At 67.9% G+C, this 16,948-nt stretch carries 18 protein-coding genes, 1 tRNA gene and 1 pseudogene; 12 read left to right on the top strand and 8 right to left on the bottom strand.

Going from position 1 to position 16,948, the window contains the following annotated elements; all coding sequences use genetic code 11:
• Positions 1-51 precede the first annotated feature (51 nt).
• Positions 52-1,866 (bottom strand): serine/threonine protein kinase, encoded by a 1,815-nt coding sequence (locus QSK05_RS32395; protein ID WP_285601209.1) that lies wholly within the window; start codon positions 1,864-1,866, stop codon positions 52-54.
• 290 nt (positions 1,867-2,156) lie between these two features.
• On the opposite strand from QSK05_RS32395, the pseudogene QSK05_RS36555 reads away from it, so the two are divergent.
• The 3 genes and pseudogenes from QSK05_RS36555 to QSK05_RS32385 form a co-directional block, all read left to right on the top strand.
• Positions 2,157-2,540: pseudogene (locus QSK05_RS36555) on the top strand (phenylacetate--CoA ligase); the annotation flags it as partial.
• 75 nt (positions 2,541-2,615) lie between these two features.
• Positions 2,616-2,689 (top strand) — tRNA-Ala (locus QSK05_RS32390).
• 85 nt (positions 2,690-2,774) lie between these two features.
• Entirely contained in the window at positions 2,775-2,981 is a 207-nt protein-coding gene (locus QSK05_RS32385) for a hypothetical protein (protein WP_285601208.1), read from the top strand.
• A 23-nt stretch (positions 2,982-3,004) separates the two neighbouring features.
• On the opposite strand, the gene QSK05_RS32380 is transcribed toward QSK05_RS32385, so the two are convergent.
• The 3 genes from QSK05_RS32380 to QSK05_RS36550 form a co-directional block, all read right to left on the bottom strand.
• On the bottom strand, positions 3,005-4,300 hold the full coding sequence (locus QSK05_RS32380; protein WP_285601207.1) for a type II toxin-antitoxin system HipA family toxin: 1,296 nt from the start codon (positions 4,298-4,300) through the stop codon (positions 3,005-3,007).
• Positions 4,287-4,574, bottom strand: coding sequence for a helix-turn-helix domain-containing protein (locus QSK05_RS32375; RefSeq protein WP_285601206.1), 288 nt, complete (start codon positions 4,572-4,574; stop codon positions 4,287-4,289). The genes QSK05_RS32380 and QSK05_RS32375 overlap by 14 nt, the downstream gene beginning before the upstream one ends.
• Before the next feature lie 155 nt (positions 4,575-4,729).
• A complete protein-coding gene (locus QSK05_RS36550; protein ID WP_352303403.1) occupies positions 4,730-4,996 on the bottom strand; it encodes a DUF397 domain-containing protein in 267 nt (88 codons plus the stop codon).
• A gap of 320 nt (positions 4,997-5,316) precedes the next feature.
• Between QSK05_RS36550 and QSK05_RS32370 the strand changes: the two genes are divergently transcribed.
• Both QSK05_RS32370 and QSK05_RS32365 read left to right on the top strand, forming a co-directional pair.
• The gene (locus QSK05_RS32370) at positions 5,317-5,553 is read left to right on the top strand and encodes a hypothetical protein (protein ID WP_285601205.1); all 237 of its coding nucleotides are present in this window, start codon (positions 5,317-5,319) and stop codon (positions 5,551-5,553) included.
• An 86-nt stretch (positions 5,554-5,639) separates the two neighbouring features.
• On the top strand, positions 5,640-5,858 hold the full coding sequence (locus QSK05_RS32365; protein WP_285601204.1) for a DivIVA domain-containing protein: 219 nt from the start codon (positions 5,640-5,642) through the stop codon (positions 5,856-5,858).
• A 78-nt stretch (positions 5,859-5,936) separates the two neighbouring features.
• Here QSK05_RS32365 and QSK05_RS32360 read toward each other — a convergent pair whose 3' ends face one another.
• Positions 5,937-6,668 carry a carbonic anhydrase gene (locus QSK05_RS32360; protein WP_285601203.1) on the bottom strand — a complete coding sequence of 244 codons (732 nt, stop codon included), beginning with the start codon at positions 6,666-6,668 and terminating at the stop codon, positions 5,937-5,939.
• A 97-nt stretch (positions 6,669-6,765) separates the two neighbouring features.
• Entirely contained in the window at positions 6,766-8,289 is a 1,524-nt protein-coding gene (locus QSK05_RS32355; RefSeq protein ID WP_502879851.1) for a GAF domain-containing protein, read from the bottom strand.
• A 263-nt stretch (positions 8,290-8,552) separates the two neighbouring features.
• Here QSK05_RS32355 and QSK05_RS32350 point away from each other — a divergent pair, with 263 nt between their 5' ends.
• Positions 8,553-9,581: an LLM class flavin-dependent oxidoreductase gene (locus tag QSK05_RS32350; protein ID WP_285601201.1), complete on the top strand. Its 1,029-nt coding sequence runs from the start codon at positions 8,553-8,555 to the stop codon at positions 9,579-9,581.
• A 4-nt stretch (positions 9,582-9,585) separates the two neighbouring features.
• Complete coding sequence (locus tag QSK05_RS32345) at positions 9,586-10,275, top strand: NADPH-dependent F420 reductase (protein ID WP_285601200.1); 690 nt, start codon at positions 9,586-9,588, stop codon at positions 10,273-10,275.
• Positions 10,276-10,372: 97 nt separating this feature from the next.
• Here QSK05_RS32345 and QSK05_RS32340 read toward each other — a convergent pair whose 3' ends face one another.
• A complete protein-coding gene (locus QSK05_RS32340) occupies positions 10,373-10,720 on the bottom strand; it encodes a DoxX family protein (RefSeq protein ID WP_285601199.1) in 348 nt (115 codons plus the stop codon).
• 118 nt (positions 10,721-10,838) lie between these two features.
• Here QSK05_RS32340 and QSK05_RS32335 point away from each other — a divergent pair, with 118 nt between their 5' ends.
• From QSK05_RS32335 to QSK05_RS32315, 5 genes are all read left to right on the top strand, one after another.
• Positions 10,839-11,537 (top strand): TetR/AcrR family transcriptional regulator, encoded by a 699-nt coding sequence (locus tag QSK05_RS32335; protein WP_285601198.1) that lies wholly within the window; start codon positions 10,839-10,841, stop codon positions 11,535-11,537.
• A gap of 190 nt (positions 11,538-11,727) precedes the next feature.
• The gene (locus QSK05_RS32330; protein ID WP_285601197.1) at positions 11,728-12,189 is read left to right on the top strand and encodes a nucleotidyl cyclase domain-containing protein; all 462 of its coding nucleotides are present in this window, start codon (positions 11,728-11,730) and stop codon (positions 12,187-12,189) included.
• Between the two features lie 12 nt (positions 12,190-12,201).
• The gene (locus tag QSK05_RS32325) at positions 12,202-12,969 is read left to right on the top strand and encodes a GAF and ANTAR domain-containing protein (RefSeq protein ID WP_285601196.1); all 768 of its coding nucleotides are present in this window, start codon (positions 12,202-12,204) and stop codon (positions 12,967-12,969) included.
• An 84-nt stretch (positions 12,970-13,053) separates the two neighbouring features.
• A complete protein-coding gene (locus tag QSK05_RS32320; protein ID WP_285601195.1) occupies positions 13,054-13,788 on the top strand; it encodes a GAF and ANTAR domain-containing protein in 735 nt (244 codons plus the stop codon).
• A 122-nt stretch (positions 13,789-13,910) separates the two neighbouring features.
• Entirely contained in the window at positions 13,911-14,507 is a 597-nt protein-coding gene (locus QSK05_RS32315; RefSeq protein ID WP_285601194.1) for a hypothetical protein, read from the top strand.
• Positions 14,508-14,515: 8 nt separating this feature from the next.
• On the opposite strand, the gene QSK05_RS32310 is transcribed toward QSK05_RS32315, so the two are convergent.
• On the bottom strand, positions 14,516-16,894 hold the full coding sequence (locus QSK05_RS32310; RefSeq protein WP_285601193.1) for an ATP-binding cassette domain-containing protein: 2,379 nt from the start codon (positions 16,892-16,894) through the stop codon (positions 14,516-14,518).
• Positions 16,895-16,948: the final 54 nt, after the last annotated feature.

The following is a 16,948-nucleotide window of genomic DNA, read 5'->3' as shown; positions in this document are numbered from 1 at the left end:
GTCGGGACAGACGTCCACCCCGGAGATGTTCGCGGGCCCGTACGGTACAACCTACGGAATGCGCCAGGACTGGTTCTGATTGCCCTCGCAGTCCCAGAGCATCAGCACCGCACCGCTCTCCGGCACGTCGGTCGGCGTGGTCAGGCACCGGCCCGACGCCGCGTTCTGCAGCATGCTGTGCCCGTACCCGTCGTCCCCGTTGGCCTGGAAGATCTGGGCCGGCGTGCTGTTGCAGCCCCAGACCTGTACCTGGTGGCCGTTGCTCACGTCGCCCGCACCCACGTCGAGACACATGCCCTGCGCCGACAGGGCCCCCTCGGCCGTGTAGCTCCAGCGCTGCGCCTCCGAGCCGTCACAGGGCTGCATCGTGGGCAGATCACCGTTCGTCCGCGTACCGGGGACCGACACGCACACATCCCCCGGGCCGGTCAGGGTCTGCAGGGCCTTCTGCTTGGCCTCCTCCTTCGCCTTCAGCTCGGCGGCCCGCTTCTCCTTCGCCTTCTGCCGGGCGACCTTCCGCTTCTCCGCCTTCTCCTGCGCCGCCTTCTTCTGCGCGGCTTCCTCCGCCGCCGCGGTCGCCTCGGCCGCCGCCGTCTTCTCCGCCGCGGCCGCCTCCTCGTCCGCCTTCGCCTGGGCCGCCGCCGCGTCCGGCGTCGAGATCGCCACCGGAGTCAGGTCCGGCTCCTTGCCACCGCCCAGGTTCATCGCGGCGACCACTCCCACGATGACCAGCAGCACCGCGCCGACCGCCATCAGCGGACCGTTCCGGAACCGGCTGCTGGGCTCCTCGAACTCCACCGGCCGGGAACGGCTCTGCGGCCAGTCCTCGGAAGGGGAGGCGGCCCGGGTCCGGGGTGCCCGGTCGTACGGCATCGCCGCGGGAGCCATCACCTCGGTGCGGTCCGGCCCGTAATCCGGCCCGTAATCCGGCCCGTAATCCGGCCCATAATCCGGTGCGTCATCCGGGACGCGGGCGGGCACCGGGGTCGGTACCTGGGCGGGCGAAGAGGACGAGGACGGGATCGAGGCGAGAAGGCTCTGGTAGGAGGGATTCTCGATCAGCGAGGTCTCCGGCCGGCAATGCGCCACGATCTGCCCGGCGCCGGGTCGTGACCCGGGCTCGGCGGCGCTGCAGGCCTTGATCAGGGCGGCGAGGTCACCGGGCACCCCGTCCACGTCGACGTCACCGCTCATGCTGCGCTGACTGATCATGAAGCCGCTGCCCCGGCCGTAAGGAGCCCGGCCCGTCGCGGCCGCCGCCATCGTGGCGCCCAGCGCGAAGATGTCGGCCGCGGGTCCGGTCTCGTGACCGGTCAGGGCCTCCGGCGCGGTGTACCCAGGCGTGCCGATCGCCATGCCGACCTGCGTGACGCCCGGCTGGTCCGGATCCCGGGCGATCCCGAAGTCGATCAGCTGGGGACCGGTGACGGAGAGGATGATGTTCTGCGGCTTCAGATCCCGGTGACACACGCGATGGCCGTGGATGTCGGCCAGCCCTTCGGCCAAGGCGGCGAACAACCCCCGGACGACGTCGGGGTCCAGCGCCCCGTGTTCCTCGATCACCGCGGAAAGCGTCGGCCCCGGAACGTACTCCGTCGCCAGCCAGTACGGCGCCCGCTGCACACCGGAGTCGATCAGCGCGGCGGTGAAGGCGTTACGCACCGTGCCGAGGATCTCCACCTCGCGCCGGAAACGGGCCAGGCTCTCCGGGTGACGCTCGAACTCCCCGGCGATCACCTTGACCGCGACCGGCCGGCCACCTGCGGTACGCCCCAGGTAGACCCGCCCCATACCGCCCTGTCCCAACCGCCCGGCCAGACGGTACGGACCGACCGACTCGGGATCGGACGCTTCCAACGGGTACACGAACTCGCCCCTCGCCACAGACCGCACGGAACAAACGCACCATTCGTACCAGGTCCCGCGCACCCCTGGGGCCCGGGAACGGGCCTTGTGTCCCGGCAAAGCTCACTTTCTGTCCGGCGGTGCAGCGATCAGGTGCTTGCGGTAATCGCGTGGTGATTCCCTGTGCGCGACGCGGGTCCTCCCGTCCGGCGCTACGCCGAGAACTGTGCGCCTGTGGCCGGGCCCCGGCCGGTACCGGATGCAACCCTCAAAATCAGGCACGGGCCCGACAGTTGCGACGGAGGAACCCCGTGCTGGATCTCAGTCCCCGCACCGGCGATCTCGAGACGATCGAAACGGCCTCGGTGGACGAGCTCAGGGCCCTGCAACTCCAGCGCCTGCGGTGGAGCGTGCGCCATGCCTACGCGAACGTGACCCACTACCGGGCTGCCCTCGACGACGTGGACGTCCGCCCCGGCGACGTCCGCGAGCTCTCCGACCTGGCCAGACTGCCCTTCACCACGAAGGACGACCTGGGCATGTGGGCGGACGTGGTGGCCCGCTCGATCCGCGCCGCGGGCGGCCGACGCGGCATGGTGCTGCACAACGCCTACGGCTACGGCCTGTTCACCGGCGGCCTGGGGGCCCACGCCGGCGCCGAACGGCTGGGCTGCACCGTCGCTGACATCCCTGGTCAGAGACCTCCGGCCCCGGCCGCCGGAGGTCGATTCGGAGCATCGGGCCCGGCGGTGCTAGTCTCTTCTCTCGTTGGGGCTATAGCGCAGTCTGGTAGCGCACCTCGTTCGCATCGAGGGGGTCTAGGGTTCAAATCCCTATAGCTCCACCGCAGGTTAGGGGCGGTTTCCCACTCTCGGGAAACCGCCCCTAACGGCTTTGGTACAGCTCCGCACCCATGAAGGGCAGACACCATGTCAGCTCAGGTAACCCTCGGATTCGGCGCATTCTTCGCGGTGCTGGCGGTCATACGCCTCAGCGACCTCCTGAGCGGCAGCTCCGACTCCAACCTCTGGAGCTGGCTCGTGGTCGCCGTGACCGTCATCACCGCCGCGCTGGCCTTCTGGAGCGGCTACGAGTCGTGGAAGAAGGAGAAGCAGGAGAAGCGCCAGGCCCCCTGACCGGAAGCCGAGCGTCCTGCGACTCAGGCGTTGTCGCAGAAGATGTACGGGTTGAGAAATTCACGACCCCATAGACTCGTCCTCTCAGCACCGGTCAGTAGCGCCTCGTCGCACACCTCGTCCCAGGTCTTCTTGATCGTCGAGACGGTGTGATCGATGACGTCGTCCGCGTCGGAAGAGCTCAGGTGGAACTCCGGTGCGACCTGACGGCAGAGGCGCAGCTGGCTCGCCCTCTCTCCGTTCGAGGTGATCCCGATGGCATGTGTGGCGACCTGTGTGGAGCGGGGCTGTGGGGCGAGATCGTAAGCCGGCGTGAGTGTCGCGTTCACCCCGTCCCAGAAGACAGCGTGGTTGCGCAGATGGTCATCCGTATTGCCGACGCAGACGTTGAAAACGAGACGTAGGTACAGCTCTCGCAAGGCGTCATCGGGCGCCGTCCACGCACCGGCCCGCACCACGCGGGCGATCTCGGCGTAGCTACTGTGGCGTGACTCCATCTCGGACAGACCGAGAACCGTCAGCGCTGACAGGACCAGGCGCCGGGTGCCATTCCCGGGCCTGTCGAAGCGCTCGACGAGAAGCACATCCTTGCCATTGACCGTTCGCAGGCCGACCGGGGCGACATCGACACCGACCCGGGCCGCCATCAGCATGGAAACAGCCTCCGCCTTGACCACCGGTCGCGTGTCGGTGGTCGAGGGAAACTTGGCGATCAGATGTCGATCCCCGTCCGACAGCAAGGCTTTGGGACGGGCCCCGCCAATGGACGTGCCGTGCCCAGCCGCCGCGAGAAGTCCTTCAGGCAGACTCTGCCCAGCTTCGATCAGCTCAGCTGCCTCAATGAGCTGATCGAGTGTGGCCCCCTCTCCACGATGCTCGTACCGGGTCGGCGAATCCTGGAAGTCCAGGGCCCCGATCCGGTCGCTCCCGCTGCCGGCCAGGTAGGTCAACTCGGAGAGCTCAGCTTCCGGATTGCCTGCCAGCCTGAGGTTGATAACCCTTCGACCCCAAGCATCCGGCGCAGCGTCCCGCAGACAGCTATGCATAGGTAGAGGACTGCGGCGCCTCCCGAGCGCGCCAGCAGGAAGTCGGACACTGTCTGTGGGATCGAAAGTGCCCGATTCTAGGGGTAGTTCGGGGACGAACAGGGAGATCGCGCGCTCCCGCTCGCGATAGCTGCGCGCGTAGGTGAACAGCAGCACTTCCTGCCCTTGAAACGTCGCCCCGCTCCGGTTCACAGAGCCGGCGACGACCGGTTCAGTCGCACCCGGCAACCACACCCAGACGAAGAGCTGCTCCCGGGATCTAGAAGTCGTCACTGATCTGAACCCTTTCGCGACGGATCCGGGCGGGCAGAAGAGCAAGTCGCTGGCGTTCGCGAATGGCCAGGTCTTCCAGATCGGCCGGGTCGACGCTGAACAGCGGGACCCCGCAGAGCACGGCGGCCTCGAACACCGTGCCGATGGCGGTGCCAGGAACCCCGCGCTCGATATTGCTGACCAACGGAGCCCCTACCCCGAGTCGTTCGGCCAGGTCGGCAGCCGTCCAGCCACGCTGACGCCTGGCCATGGCAATCTGCGCACCGAACGCCACCAAAGCATGCTCAGTGGTCGGTAGATACGACCTGGCCTTCTTCACTCCAACCTCGCTTAAAACAACTTTTAGAGCTCTAACTGTTGTTTTAACAAAGGTACGCCCTTCGTGGTCAGATGCAAGACCCCAGGCCCTCAGCTCGACGAAGAGCTGGGTCAGCGGTTCGCGAGGTGAGCGAACTCGCCTCGACGGGGGGCACCCTCCAGCCATGTGGTGATCGCCCGCGGAGCCAGGATCAGGGTCGGCCGTTCACCGTGATCCTTGGTGTCACGGATCTCGGCACAGTTGCCATTCGGGTCGCTGGCGGACGCCTTGACCCAGCGACCGTCCCCGCTGATCAAGATCTTCGCTGCACCCGGCCCGGGAACGAGTATGGGAGCGAAAATTCTTATCGAAGAGGCAATCTCTTCCAGCGCAAGCATCGTGGTGAAGTCGTTCAGTTATCCGAGACTACGAATTTCCTGCTCGTACCAAGTCGGTCCGGCCCCGTCGTGTGCCCCGTTCCCATCCCTGCCAGGCCGATCAAGCGTAGGCGAAAATGTCGATTTCCTTCCATTGCGCCCAAGGGGCGCTGTATCGCGAAGGGTGTCCCGTGCGTAACGGGGATAGCGCCGGGCCGTCCGCCTCCGCAGTTCTTCTTCTGCGGGAAGGACGTTCCGCCATGCGTCAGATTCAGCACTCTCAGGGCCACCGCTGGACAACGACTTCCGTCGTCGATGAGGAGGCCATCGATCATGAGCGAATGATCGGTGTCGTCACCGGGGACGAGGTGTCGGTCCGCGTGGCCCAGCGCATCGATGTCGATCTCACGGCCGTGCCGGTCGGCATCCGGGCGAGCGCCCCTCGAATCACCCTGGGCGTGCTCTTCGAGATGACACCGCACCAGACCCGGGAGCTGGCCCACCATCTCTGGAAGGCCGCTTCCTTCGCCGAGGAGACCATGGACGTCCTTCGTCCGAAGCCCGTCATCGGGGCCTGAACCGTGAGCGCAGCGGTCCAGGGGGCCGCTGTCACTACTTCCTCCGCCACTTCCTCCGCCCAGCAGCCGCAGCTACACTCCGCCCCATGGCTAAGAGATTCCCTGTGGTCGCGCGCGGTTTCGACACCCGCCAGGTCGACGAGCTGTTCGACCGCGTGGAAGAGGCGATCGCGGGCGGCGACGCCGCCGCGAAGGCCGCTGTGCGCCAGGAACTCAGCGGCACCGTGTTCGAGTTCGCGGCGAAGGGGTACTCCCCCACCGATGTCGCCATGGGAGTGGATCAGCGGCTGTCCGCGCTGTCCTGAACGCAGCCCCAGCATGAGGGACGCCCCGCACACCGAGGTGTGCGGGGCGTCCCTCATTCGGTGGTTTCGGTGGGAGGCTCAGGCGGGAACCGACCGTACCCGGCCGCTGCCCAGCTCGTAGGTGGCCGCGACAATGCCGAGACCGTTCTTCTCCACGGCGTCGCGCACGATGCTGGAGCGGTTCTGCAGGAGCTCCGCGGTGGAGCGGGCGTGGTAGCGGGACAGGTCGTCGAGGTCGGTCAGGCCGGACTGCTGGCCGCTGGCGATGTCGCAGGACAGGCGCTCCACGATGTCGCGGATGTAACCGCCGGGCACCGTGCCCTGAGCGAGGGTCTTGGCGGTGGCCGCCACCGCGCCGCAGCTGTCGTGCCCGAGCACGACCACCAGGTCGACACCGAGCACGGCCACGGCGTACTCGACCGAGCCGAGCACGGCGTCGTCGACGGCGTGGCCGGCCGTGCGGACCACGAAGATGTCGCCCAGGCCCTGGTCGAACAGCAGTTCGGTGGGCAGCCGGGAGTCGGCGCAACCGAGCACCATGGCGAACGGGGCCTGGCCCTGCACGAGGCTCGCCCGGCGCTCCGGGGTCCGGGAGAGCGCCGCCCCGCTGAGACCACTGGCCCAGCGCTGGTTACCCTCCTCCAGACGCTGCCACGCCGTGTCGGCCCGCTGCTGGTCCGGGGCCTGCTGCTCGGGCGCCCGCCGCTGGCCGGGTACCGCCTTCAACCCCTTGGCCTTCGCCTTGGACTTGTCCGCCTTCTTGGCCGACTTTCCCTTGCCGGAGTCGATCTTCGCGCTTGCAGGGGTCATATCTCTTTTCGCCCTTCAGGGACAGGGGGTCGGGGACCAGAGCCGGCGGGTCGTCGGGCCTGGCAGCACAGGGACAGACGGGACAGATGGCGACGGGTCATTCGAGGATGGTGCGGGTCATGGTGGCCTGGTCGCTGAGAACGCCCTGGATCAGTTGCTGGGTCTGGTTGATCTCGTCGACGGCGTGGTGGATGTCGGAGAGCGAACTGATGACGGCCTGCACCCGGCTCTGGATGGTATTGACCCGCTCGCTGACGTTGGTCGTGGCCCGTTCGGTCTCGCCCGAGAGCTCCTTGACCTCCTCGGCGACGACCGCGAACCCCTTGCCCGACTGACCCGCCCGGGCTGCCTCGATGGTGGCGTTCAGCGCCAGCAGCTTGGTCTGCGCGGCGATGGTCTGGATGTCCTGCACCACCTTGCTGATCTCGGCGCTGGCCTGCCCGAGCGCGGCGACCTGGGTGTTGGCCTCCTCGGTGAGCCGACCACCCCGCGAGGCGACCTCGGAGGCGGAGACGACGTTGCGCTCCACCTCTCCGATCGACTCCATCAGCTTTTCACCGGCGCTCTTCAGCTGCCGGCTCGCGCCGAACCGTTCCATCGCCTGACCGATCAGGAAGGCGGTGTTGCGCAGGGCCATCTCCCGGCTCTTGGCCATGATCAGGGTGCGCGTGGCGAAGAAGTCGATGGTGCCGATGAATCGGCCGTTCACCGTGATCGGCAGGCAGACACCCGATTTCACGCCGGCCCGCTGTGCGGCCGGCCGCCGCACGCAGTCGGTCAGTTCACCGAGGTCCTCGACGAAGACGAAGTCGTTGCGGGCCCAGGCCCGGCCCGAGAGCCCGATGCCCTGGGCGAAGGACGCCGAGAGGGTCACGTCGCGGAATTCCGAGTTGACGTCACCCGATTCCTTGGCGAAGCGCAGTACCTGCGCCTCTTCGTCAAGACGCCAGAAAGAGCCGTACTGCCAGTCGAAGTCGCGCCGGATGGTCTCCATCGCCACCCGCAGGGCATCGTCGTCGCTGGTGGCGGTGGTCAGCTCCCGGATGACGGTCGAGACCAGGTCGACGTCCTGGGCGGCCTTCTCCTGGCGTACCGCCTCGTGCAGACGCTCGAGGGCCGAGGAGACCAGCACACCGATCGCCCGCAGCACCGCCAGGCGGTCCTGCGAGAGGCTGAGCACCTCGGTGGTGAAGAAGTCCATGGTGCCGACCACATCGCCCTGCTCGAACAGGGGAAAGCAGATACCGCTACGCACACCCTGTTTCATCGCGACCGGGGCGCGGACACAGTCGGTCATGGTGCCCAGGTCCTCGACGAAGACCAGGTCACGCTGCCGCCAGGCCCGGCCGGAGAGGCCGACGCCCTCGGCGAAGGAAGCCTCGAGCGTGACCGCCTTGAACTCCGGACCGACGTCACCGCTGTCCAGGGCGAACCGCAGCACCTCCGCCGTGGCGTCGCGCACCCAGTAGGACCCGTAGGCCCAGCCGAAGTGCTGCCGCACCACCTCGAGAGAGGTCTTCACCGCCTGCTCAGGAGTGGTTGCCTGGCCGAGCTTGGTCACCATGTCGGTGACAGCCACGACGTCCGCATGGGCTTCACGGGCCGACTGCTGGACCGACATGGCCGCATTGCTGGGCGATAGCTTGAACACTCACTGCTCCACTCGAAGAAGGCGGACCCCGGCCCGGATCTCCTGCATTCTTCGGCGTCACCCGGTCGGCCCTGAGCCAATTCGGCCCCTGTTTTTTGACCGGGCGGCGCGCGGGCACCCACGAACAGCCCTCGATCTACCCGTTCGGCCTCCGGGCATAACCCGGTGGTAGCCGTGGTTGAGTGCGTCAGTCACAATGTAGTTGATTACTCAATCATCAGGAGGACAGCGTCATGAGCGAACTCGTCATGGGTCTCGACACCTTCGGCGAGGTGCCGGTGGACGACTCCGGGGTCCTGGTCTCCCAGGCCGCGGCGATCCGGCAGGTACTCGACGAGGCCGTCATCGCCGACCAGACCGGCGTGGACGTCATCGCGCTCGGCGAGCACCACCGCTCCGAGTACGCGATCTCCAGCCCGGAGACGCTCCTGGCCGGCATCGCCACCCGCACCGAGCGGATCAAGCTGGCCACCGCCGTGACCGTGCTCAGCTCCGACGACCCGGTGCGCGTGTTCCAGCGGTTCGCCACCGTCGACGCCCTCAGCAACGGACGCGCCCAGGCGATCCTCGGGCGGGGCTCCTTCACCGAGTCCTTCCCCCTGTTCGGCTACGACCTCGCCGACTACGACGTGCTGTTCGAGGAGAAGCTCGACCTGTTCGTGAAGCTCCTCGACGAGAAGCCGGTCGACTGGACCGGCACCACGCGCCCTGCCCTGAAGAACGCCGACGTGTTCCCGAAGACCGAGGGCCGCCTGGACACCTGGGTCGGCGTCGGCGGTTCCCCGCAGTCGGTCGTGCGCACCGCCCAGTACGGCCTCAAGCTGATGCTCGCCATCATCGGCGGCCCGGCCGAGCGGTTCGCGCCCTATGTCGACCTGTACCAGAGGGCGGCGCAGGAGCTCGGAACCACCGCCCACCCCGTCGGCATGCACTCGCACGGCTTCATCGCCGACACCGACGAGCAGGCCAAGGAGCTGTACTACGGCCCGTACAAGGCCGGGCGCGACAAGATCGGCGCCGACCGCGGCTGGCCGCCCGTGACCCGGGCCCAGTTCGAGTCCGAGGTTGAGGGCGGCTCCCTCTACCTGGGCTCCCCCGAGACCGTCGCGCGCCGCATCGCCGCCTCCGTCAAGGCGCTCGGCGTGGGCCGTTTCGACCTGACCTACACCGGCGGCCCGCTGCCGGCCAGTGCCCGTTCCCGCACCGTGGAGCTCTACGGCACCAAGGTCGTCCCCCTGGTCCGCGACATGCTGGAAGGCTAGGAAAATGACCACCCCCAGCATCCCCGGCACTCTCGGCATCCTGGGCGCCGGGAAGGTCGGCACCGTCCTGGCCCGCCTGGCCGTCGCGGCCGGCTACGACGTCCTCATCTCCGGTTCGGGCGACCCGTCGAAGATCTCGCTCATCATCGGCGTTCTCGCTCCCGGAGCGCAGGCGCTCACCTCGGACGAAGTGGCGCAGCGCGCCGACATCGTTGTGCTGGCCATGCCTCTGGGCAAGTACCGCACCATCCCGGTGGACGCGCTGAGCGGCAAGCTGGTGGTGGACGCCATGAACTACTGGTGGGAGGTGGACGGGGTGCGTGACGACCTCACCGACCCGCGCACCACCTCCAGTGAGGTCGTGCAGGAGTACCTGCCCACGTCGAGGGTGGTGAAAGCTTTCAACCACATGGGTTATCACGACCTGGAGGGCGGTTCTCGGCCCGCCGGAAGCCCCGACCGCACGGCGATCGCGCTGGCGGGCGACCGGGAGGACGATGTGCGCACCGTCGCTTCCCTGGTGGACGACCTGGGTTTCGACCCGGTCGAGGTGAGCCCGCTCGCCGAGGGCGTGCGGCTGCAGCCGGGCACCTCCCTGTTCGGGGCCAACACCGATGCGGCCACGATCCGGGCCCTGCTGGCGGAACCCTTCGAGCGGACGACCCAGCCCACCGTGCCGGAAGACCTCCGCTGAGCCGCTCGGTGCCGAATCGTGCTTCAGGTGAGCACGATTCGGCACCGGTGGATCAGTGGAGCCAGGTGGAACAGGCTGGTCGAGCTGGTCAGACCGGTCAGGCGCTGAGCACCCGCAACACCAGGGCCGCGACGGCGATCAGCCCGATCACGACCGCCGGCTGCCACTCCGGGTCACGGCTGCGCAGGTGCGCGATCACGGCGCCGGCGAAGTAGAGCACGACGCCGATGGCGGCGGCGACCCCGATCGGCCACCAGAACAGGCCGATGACCAGGCCGACGGCACCGGCCACCTCGAGCAGGCCGAGCACCCAGAGCAGATTCTCCGGCCAGCCGACCGTGCGGGAGACCTTGAGTCCCATCTCGCCGCGGGTGAACTTGCCGTAGGAAGAGGCGATCAGGAGAACGGCGAGAAGCACCGAGACGACTGCGGTGGCGATGAACATCAGGAGGTTTCCTTCACGGACGAGGTGACGGCGATCTGGAGCGGCCACTCCAGTTGATGATGGCGAGCATAACTGGAGTGCCCTATCCAGATATTCCGGGTCCCGGTAATCTGTCTCCGTGACGAGGGCCGACGCAGTGCGCAACCGGGAGCGGATCATCTCCGCCGCCGCTGAGGCCTTCGCCGACCTGGGCCTGGATGCCTCGATGAACGAGGTCGCCCGGCGGGCCGGCGTGGGCATCGCCACCACGCTGCGCAACTTCGCCCATCGCGACGAGCTGATCGCCACGGTGTTCATCGACCGGATGCGCCGTTACGCCGACATCACCGAGACGGCCGCGGCCCTTCCCGATCCCTGGCAGGGCTTCCGGCAGTGCGTGACCGAGGTGTTCGAACTACAGGCCGGCGACCGGGGCTTCTCCCAGGTGCTGATCGGCAGCTTCCCCGCAGCTCCCGCGTTCGAGGCCGAACGGGCCCGCGCCTACCGAACTTTCGACGCACTCACCCGACGGGCCCAGGCCGCTGGACAGCTCCGCGCCGACTTCGTGCCCCACGACATGCCCCTGATGCTCATGGCCAATGCCGGGGTGATCAGCCGCACGATCGATCAGGCCCCGCACGCCTGGCGCCGCCTGACGGCCTACTTCCTGCAGTCGCTGTCGGCGGAGCACACCGAGCCGCTGCCCGCGCCGGTGACGACGCGCCAGCTCTATCTGGCCATGACGAGAACCTCAGACCTCGCGACGCCCCCGACCCGACCGGGATCGAGCGGTACCGGGGTAGCAGGCGGCGCCGCACCTCACCCAGCGCCCCGGTGACCCACCGGGGCGGCCATAAATCCCACCCTCACCATTTTTAGCACTCAGGGTGACGTGACAGTTACCCGTCATCTATGGTGTGCATGCTGGGCCAACAGCCACTCCGGGCCGAAAGCACCGGGAATTTCCCCGTGCCTCGGGCGCACTCGCCAATGCCGGGGACCCTTGAGTCACTGGTTCCGGAGAAGACATGTCCACCACCTTCCTTGGCCCGTTGCTGTCTCCACCCCGCGGCGAGATGGTCCTGGCCGGGTCTCCCGGACACCGGAATGACGATCCTCCGGAGCGACAGAAGCAGACCACCACGCAGGGCGCCCTGCTGGTGCTCGGACTCGTCAGGGCACCGGACGACACCCCTCTGGAGCACCCCCTCACCGAACTCCTGTTGCCCCATTACCGGAAACGACTCGCACGGGCCGTCCGCCGCGGAGATACCCTGTACCGGGTCGGCAGCACCCGGATCGGCGTGGTCTGTCTGGGGGTTTCCAACTGGTCACAGCTGAGCGAACTGCTGGCCCGCCTCCACCGAGCGGTGGGTCCGGCCGTTCCGCTCCCGGGTGCCGAAGGGTACGCCGCAGTTTCGATGACGGCCGTCCTCTCTGACGACGCCCTCCAGCGTCTGAGGTCTCTGCACCAGTCCGTGACGGAGTAGGGAGCAAGCCCGATGACCGCAGATTCCGAGGACGACCTCCAGGAAAGTCTGACCGCGCTGGCCGGGGCCCTGACCGGCGCCCAGCCACTGACAGTGACACTGCGGCACGTGGCCTCGCTCGCGGTCTCGGCGGTTCCGGGAGCCGATGGCGCCGGACTCACCCTGCTGGAACAGAGCGGTCCTGACACCATCGTCGCCAGTGCCGATTTCGTGGAAGAGGTAGACGCCGCGCAGTACGGCATCGGTGAGGGCCCCTGTCTGCTCGCCGTCGCGACGCGCACCACCCAGTGGTCCGGGTCGCTCGGCGGCGAGGAGGACCGCTGGCCACGCTTCGGGCCCCAGGCCGGGCGGATGGGCGTGCACAGTGCGCTCTCCGTGCCCCTCCTGCTCGGTGAGCGGGTGGTCGGAGCTCTCAACATCTATGCTCATGGGCGGGACGCGTTCGACCAGCACTCGATAGCGATCGGCGAGGAGTTCTCCGGGCCGGCCGCCGTCACCGCCTCGCACGCCCTTCTCCTGGAGGAGAGCCGTCGGATGACGGCGCACCTGCAAAAGGCTCTCACCAGCCGGGCGACCATCGACCAAGCCATCGGGATCGTTCTGAGCCGCACCGGCAAGACTCCGCACGAAGCCTTCGAGGTGCTGCGCCGGCAGAGCCAGCAGGACCACATCAAGCTCAGCGATGTCGCCGCCCAGGTGGTCGAACAAGCGCTGGCCCGGGCTCGGTCCGGCACCCGGAGCCGGCCGAGAATCCCGGGCCCGGTGATACGAGGTGACTGACACAGCTACGGTCTGCTTCTCGACCCTGATCCGACGGCTGGTCCCCGGAGCAAGGTCGAGCAGACCGCTAGGGAGCGAGACGACATGACAGCAGATCCCGAACGGGACCTGCGGGACAGCCTGGCCGGGCTGTCCCGGATCCTGACGGGAACCCAGCCGCTGGCGCAGACGCTGCTCCAGGTGGCCAGGTTCGCGGTGTCCGCGATCCCGGGCGCCGACGGCGCCGGACTCACGGTGCTCGAGCGGCAGGGCCCGGACACGATGGTGGCCAGCAACGATCTCGTGCGCGCGGTCGACGCCGTGCAGTACGGCATCGGTGAAGGTCCGTGTCTGCTCGCTGTGGAGTCCCGGTCCACCCAGCGCTCCGGGTCGCTCGACGGTGAAGTGAGATGGCCGAGCTTCGGGCCGCAGGCCGGCCGGCTGGGCGTGCACAGCGCCCTGTCACTGCCTCTGCTCGTCGCCGGCCGGCCGGTCGGGGCCCTGAACGTCTACGGTCGGGCCCACGATGCCTTCACCGAGCAATCTGCCGTCATCGGCGAGGCTTTCGCCGAGCCGGCGGCCATCACGGCGTCCCAGGCTCTCCTCCTGGAGGAGAGCCGCCGGGTGGCGGCCCAGCTGGAACAGGCCATGGCCGACCGGACGAGCATCGATCAGGCCATCGGCATTCTGATGAGCCGTACCGGCACGACGGCCGACGAGGCGTACGAAGCTCTTCGCCGGAGGAGTACCCAGGACAGCATCGACCTCAGTGAACTCGCGGCCCAGATCGTGGTTCAGGCTCACGCCCGGGCCCGCGCCCGGCCGAAGAACCCGGAATAGCCCTCCCGTACAGCATGAACACGGGCACCTCTCCTGCCCGTCGCCGCCAATGAACCGGCTCGGCGCGCTCCGCGGCGCAGGTCCGGTAACAGGCACCCACCGTGCCTCGGGAAGAGCAATTTATGGATCTGGCCGACGACACCGTGGCTCGGCTGACCGAACTCGCCGAGCTCAGCGGCGCAGACCTCGTGCTGCTGTTCCGCGACCTCGTACGCTCCGCCGTAGCCACGAGTTCGTCCTGTGTCGCGGTGATCATCAGTCTCGGTCAGGAAGCGCCGTTCTACGCGCTCGACGACCGGCTCCGCTCCCGTTCCGCCGTCGTGCGTTCGTCATTGCGCGCCCAGATCGCCACCACCGGCCCCGGCCGACACGTTCACCAGGTCATCTTTCTCGCCGAGGTCCCCTCCGAGTACAGCCACCTGACCGCCCTGCCGCTCGCCAGTTTCGCCTCGTCCACCGGCAAACTCGATCGGCTGATCATCGACGGCGACCTGGACGCCGCGAAACTCCTGCTCACCGACGACCCCTCGATCACAGGGCCCCGGAAGACACCCACCGAGCGGCTGCGCACGATCGATCAGGCCATCGGCTTCCTGCTCGACCGCGGCCTGACGCCCGACGAGGGACACCAGAAGCTGGCGGAACAGGCCCTGGCCGACGGCAACGACATCTACGACCAGGCCCTCGCGGTGCTGGGCCAGGCCGGCAACGACCCCTGAGAAGGGCTTCAGGACCCGATGTATTCGGCCAGGTGCCGTCCGGTCAGGGTGGACCGGGCGGCCACCAGGTCGGCCGGGGTGCCCTCGAACACGACGGCGCCCCCGTCGTGACCCGCGCCCGGGCCGAGGTCGATGATCCAGTCGGCGTGGGCCATCACGGCCTGGTGGTGCTCGATGACGATCACCGACTTACCCGCGTCGACCAGACGGTCGAGCAGGCCGAGAAGCTGCTCCACATCGGCCAGGTGCAGACCGGTGGTGGGCTCGTCGAGGATGTAGACGCCGCCCTTCTCCCCCATGTGCACGGCCAGTTTCAACCGCTGGCGCTCACCGCCCGACAGCGTGGTGAGGGGCTGCCCCAGTGTGAGATAGCCCAGACCGACGTCGACCATCCGGTCCAGGATCTTGTGTGCAGCGGGCAATTTCGCCTCACCGTCGGCGAAGAACCGCTCCGCCTCGGCGACCGGCAGGGTGAGCACCTCACTGATGTTGAGGCCGCCCAGCCGGTACTCGAGCACGGACGCCTGGAAGCGGCGGCCCTCGCACTCGTCGCACGGGGTGGAAACTCCGGCCATCATCGCCAGGTCGGTGTAGATCACCCCGTTGCCGTTGCAGACGGGGCAGGCACCCTCCGAGTTGGAACTGAAAAGCGCCGGTTTCACCCCGTTGGCCTTGGCGAAGGCCTTGCGGATCGGCTCCAGCACACCGCTGTACGTGGCCGGGTTGCTGCGCCGCGACCCGCGGATCGCGCTCTGGTCGATGGCGACCACGTCATCCAGCGGGGCGACCGAACCATGGATGAGTGAGCTCTTGCCCGACCCGGCCACCCCGGTGACCACCACCAGCACACCCAGGGGGACATCAACGTCCACCATTTTGAGGTTATTGGCATCGGCACCACGGATCTGGAGGACCTCGGAAGCCTCCCGCACGGTCTCCTTCAGGGTGGAACGGTCGTCGAGGTGCCGGCCGGTGAGCGTGTCGCTGCCTCGCAGACCCTCCACCGTGCCCTCGTAAACCACCTGCCCGCCGGCGGTTCCCGCGCGCGGGCCGAGGTCGACCACGTGGTCGGCGATCGCGATGGCCTCGGGCTTGTGTTCCACCACCAGCACCGTGTTGCCCTTGTCGCGCAGCTCGATCAGCAGCTTGTTCATCCGCTCGATGTCGTGCGGGTGCAGGCCGATCGTGGGCTCGTCGAACACGTAGGTGACGTCGGTGAGCGCCGAGCCGAGGTGCCGGATCATCTTGGTGCGCTGCGACTCCCCGCCCGAGAGGGTGCCGGACGGCCGGTCCAGGCTGAGGTAGCCCAGGCCGATCTCGACGAACGAGTCGAGTGTGTGGCGCAGCTTGCCGAGCAGCGGAGCCACGCTCGGCTCCTTCAGCTTGCTCACCCACTCCGCCAGATCGCTGATCTGCATGGTCGCCGCGTCCGCGATGCTGATGCCCTTGATCTTCACCGAGCGGGCGCCCTCGGCGAGCCGGGTGCCGTCGCACTCCGGGCAGGTGGTGAAGGTGACGGCGCGCTCGACGAACGCGCGGATGTGCGGCTGCATCGAGTCGACGTCTTTGGAGAGTATCGACTTCTGGAGCTTCGGGATCAGGCCCTCGTAGGTCAGGTTGATGCCCTCGACCTTGATCTTCGTCGGCTCCTTGTACAGCAGGTCGTGCAGCTCGCGCTTGTTGTACTTGCTGATCGGCTTGTCCAGGTCGAAATACCCGCACCCGGCGAAGATCCGGCCGAACCAGCCGTCCATGCTGTAACCGGGGATCGTGAAGGGGCTCTCGCTCAGCGACTTACTGCTGTCGTAGAGCTGGGTCAGATCGATGTCGTTGACCGAGCCCCGCCCCTCGCAGCGCGGGCACATCCCGCCGACACGGGTGAAGGTGGCTTTCGTGGCCCGGGTGGCGGCCCCCCGCTCGACCGTGACCGCCCCACTGCCCGACGCCGAGGCGACGTTGAACGAGAAGGCGCCCGGGCCGCCGATGTAGGGCTTGCCCAGACGGCTGAACAGGATGCGCAGCATGGCGTGCGCATCGGTGGCGGTGCCGACGGTGGAGCGCGGGTCGGCCCCCATCCGCTGCTGGTCGACGATGATCGCCGTGGTCAGGCCCTCGAGCACGTCCACGTCGGGCCGGGCCAGCGCCGGCATGAAGCCCTGCACGAAGCTGGAGTAGGTCTCGTTGATCAGGCGCTGTGACTCGGCGGCGATGGTGCCGAACACCAGGGAGCTCTTGCCCGATCCGGAAACGCCGGTGAAAACGGTCAGCCGCCGCTTGGGCAGCTCGACGCTGATGTCCTTGAGGTTGTTCACCCGGGCGCCGTGCACCCGGATGATCTCGTGGCTGTCGGCGACGTGCTCCTGCGGCGGCTGGGCTGCCTTGCTCATCGAGTCTCCAGATCGGTCGGCCTACCTCGGGGAGCATCGTTCCATGACAGCGTG

The organism is Kineosporia sp. NBRC 101731, from assembly GCF_030269305.1.
Classification (GTDB): Bacteria; Actinomycetota; Actinomycetes; order Actinomycetales; family Kineosporiaceae; genus Kineosporia.
Note: the sequence above shows the minus strand (reverse complement) of the source record. Positions and strands in the feature narration are given on the sequence as shown.

Excerpts from the sequence above, each read along its gene's own strand:
- QSK05_RS32385 (WP_285601208.1), top strand. The coding sequence starts at position 2,775 with ATGTCAGCTCAGGTAACCCTCGGATTCGGCGCATTCTTCGCGGTGCTG.
- QSK05_RS36550 (WP_352303403.1), bottom strand. The coding sequence starts at position 4,996 with ATGCTTGCGCTGGAAGAGATTGCCTCTTCGATAAGAATTTTCGCTCCC.
- QSK05_RS32370 (WP_285601205.1), top strand. The coding sequence starts at position 5,317 with ATGATCGGTGTCGTCACCGGGGACGAGGTGTCGGTCCGCGTGGCCCAG.
- QSK05_RS32365 (WP_285601204.1), top strand. The coding sequence starts at position 5,640 with ATGGCTAAGAGATTCCCTGTGGTCGCGCGCGGTTTCGACACCCGCCAG.
- QSK05_RS32360 (WP_285601203.1), bottom strand. The coding sequence starts at position 6,668 with ATGACCCCTGCAAGCGCGAAGATCGACTCCGGCAAGGGAAAGTCGGCC.
- QSK05_RS32355 (WP_502879851.1), bottom strand. The coding sequence starts at position 8,289 with ATGTCGGTCCAGCAGTCGGCCCGTGAAGCCCATGCGGACGTCGTGGCT.
- QSK05_RS32350 (WP_285601201.1), top strand. The coding sequence starts at position 8,553 with ATGAGCGAACTCGTCATGGGTCTCGACACCTTCGGCGAGGTGCCGGTG.
- QSK05_RS32345 (WP_285601200.1), top strand. The coding sequence starts at position 9,586 with ATGACCACCCCCAGCATCCCCGGCACTCTCGGCATCCTGGGCGCCGGG.
- QSK05_RS32340 (WP_285601199.1), bottom strand. The coding sequence starts at position 10,720 with ATGTTCATCGCCACCGCAGTCGTCTCGGTGCTTCTCGCCGTTCTCCTG.
- QSK05_RS32330 (WP_285601197.1), top strand. The coding sequence starts at position 11,728 with ATGTCCACCACCTTCCTTGGCCCGTTGCTGTCTCCACCCCGCGGCGAG.
- QSK05_RS32325 (WP_285601196.1), top strand. The coding sequence starts at position 12,202 with ATGACCGCAGATTCCGAGGACGACCTCCAGGAAAGTCTGACCGCGCTG.
- QSK05_RS32320 (WP_285601195.1), top strand. The coding sequence starts at position 13,054 with ATGACAGCAGATCCCGAACGGGACCTGCGGGACAGCCTGGCCGGGCTG.
- QSK05_RS32315 (WP_285601194.1), top strand. The coding sequence starts at position 13,911 with ATGGATCTGGCCGACGACACCGTGGCTCGGCTGACCGAACTCGCCGAG.
- QSK05_RS32310 (WP_285601193.1), bottom strand. The coding sequence starts at position 16,894 with ATGAGCAAGGCAGCCCAGCCGCCGCAGGAGCACGTCGCCGACAGCCAC.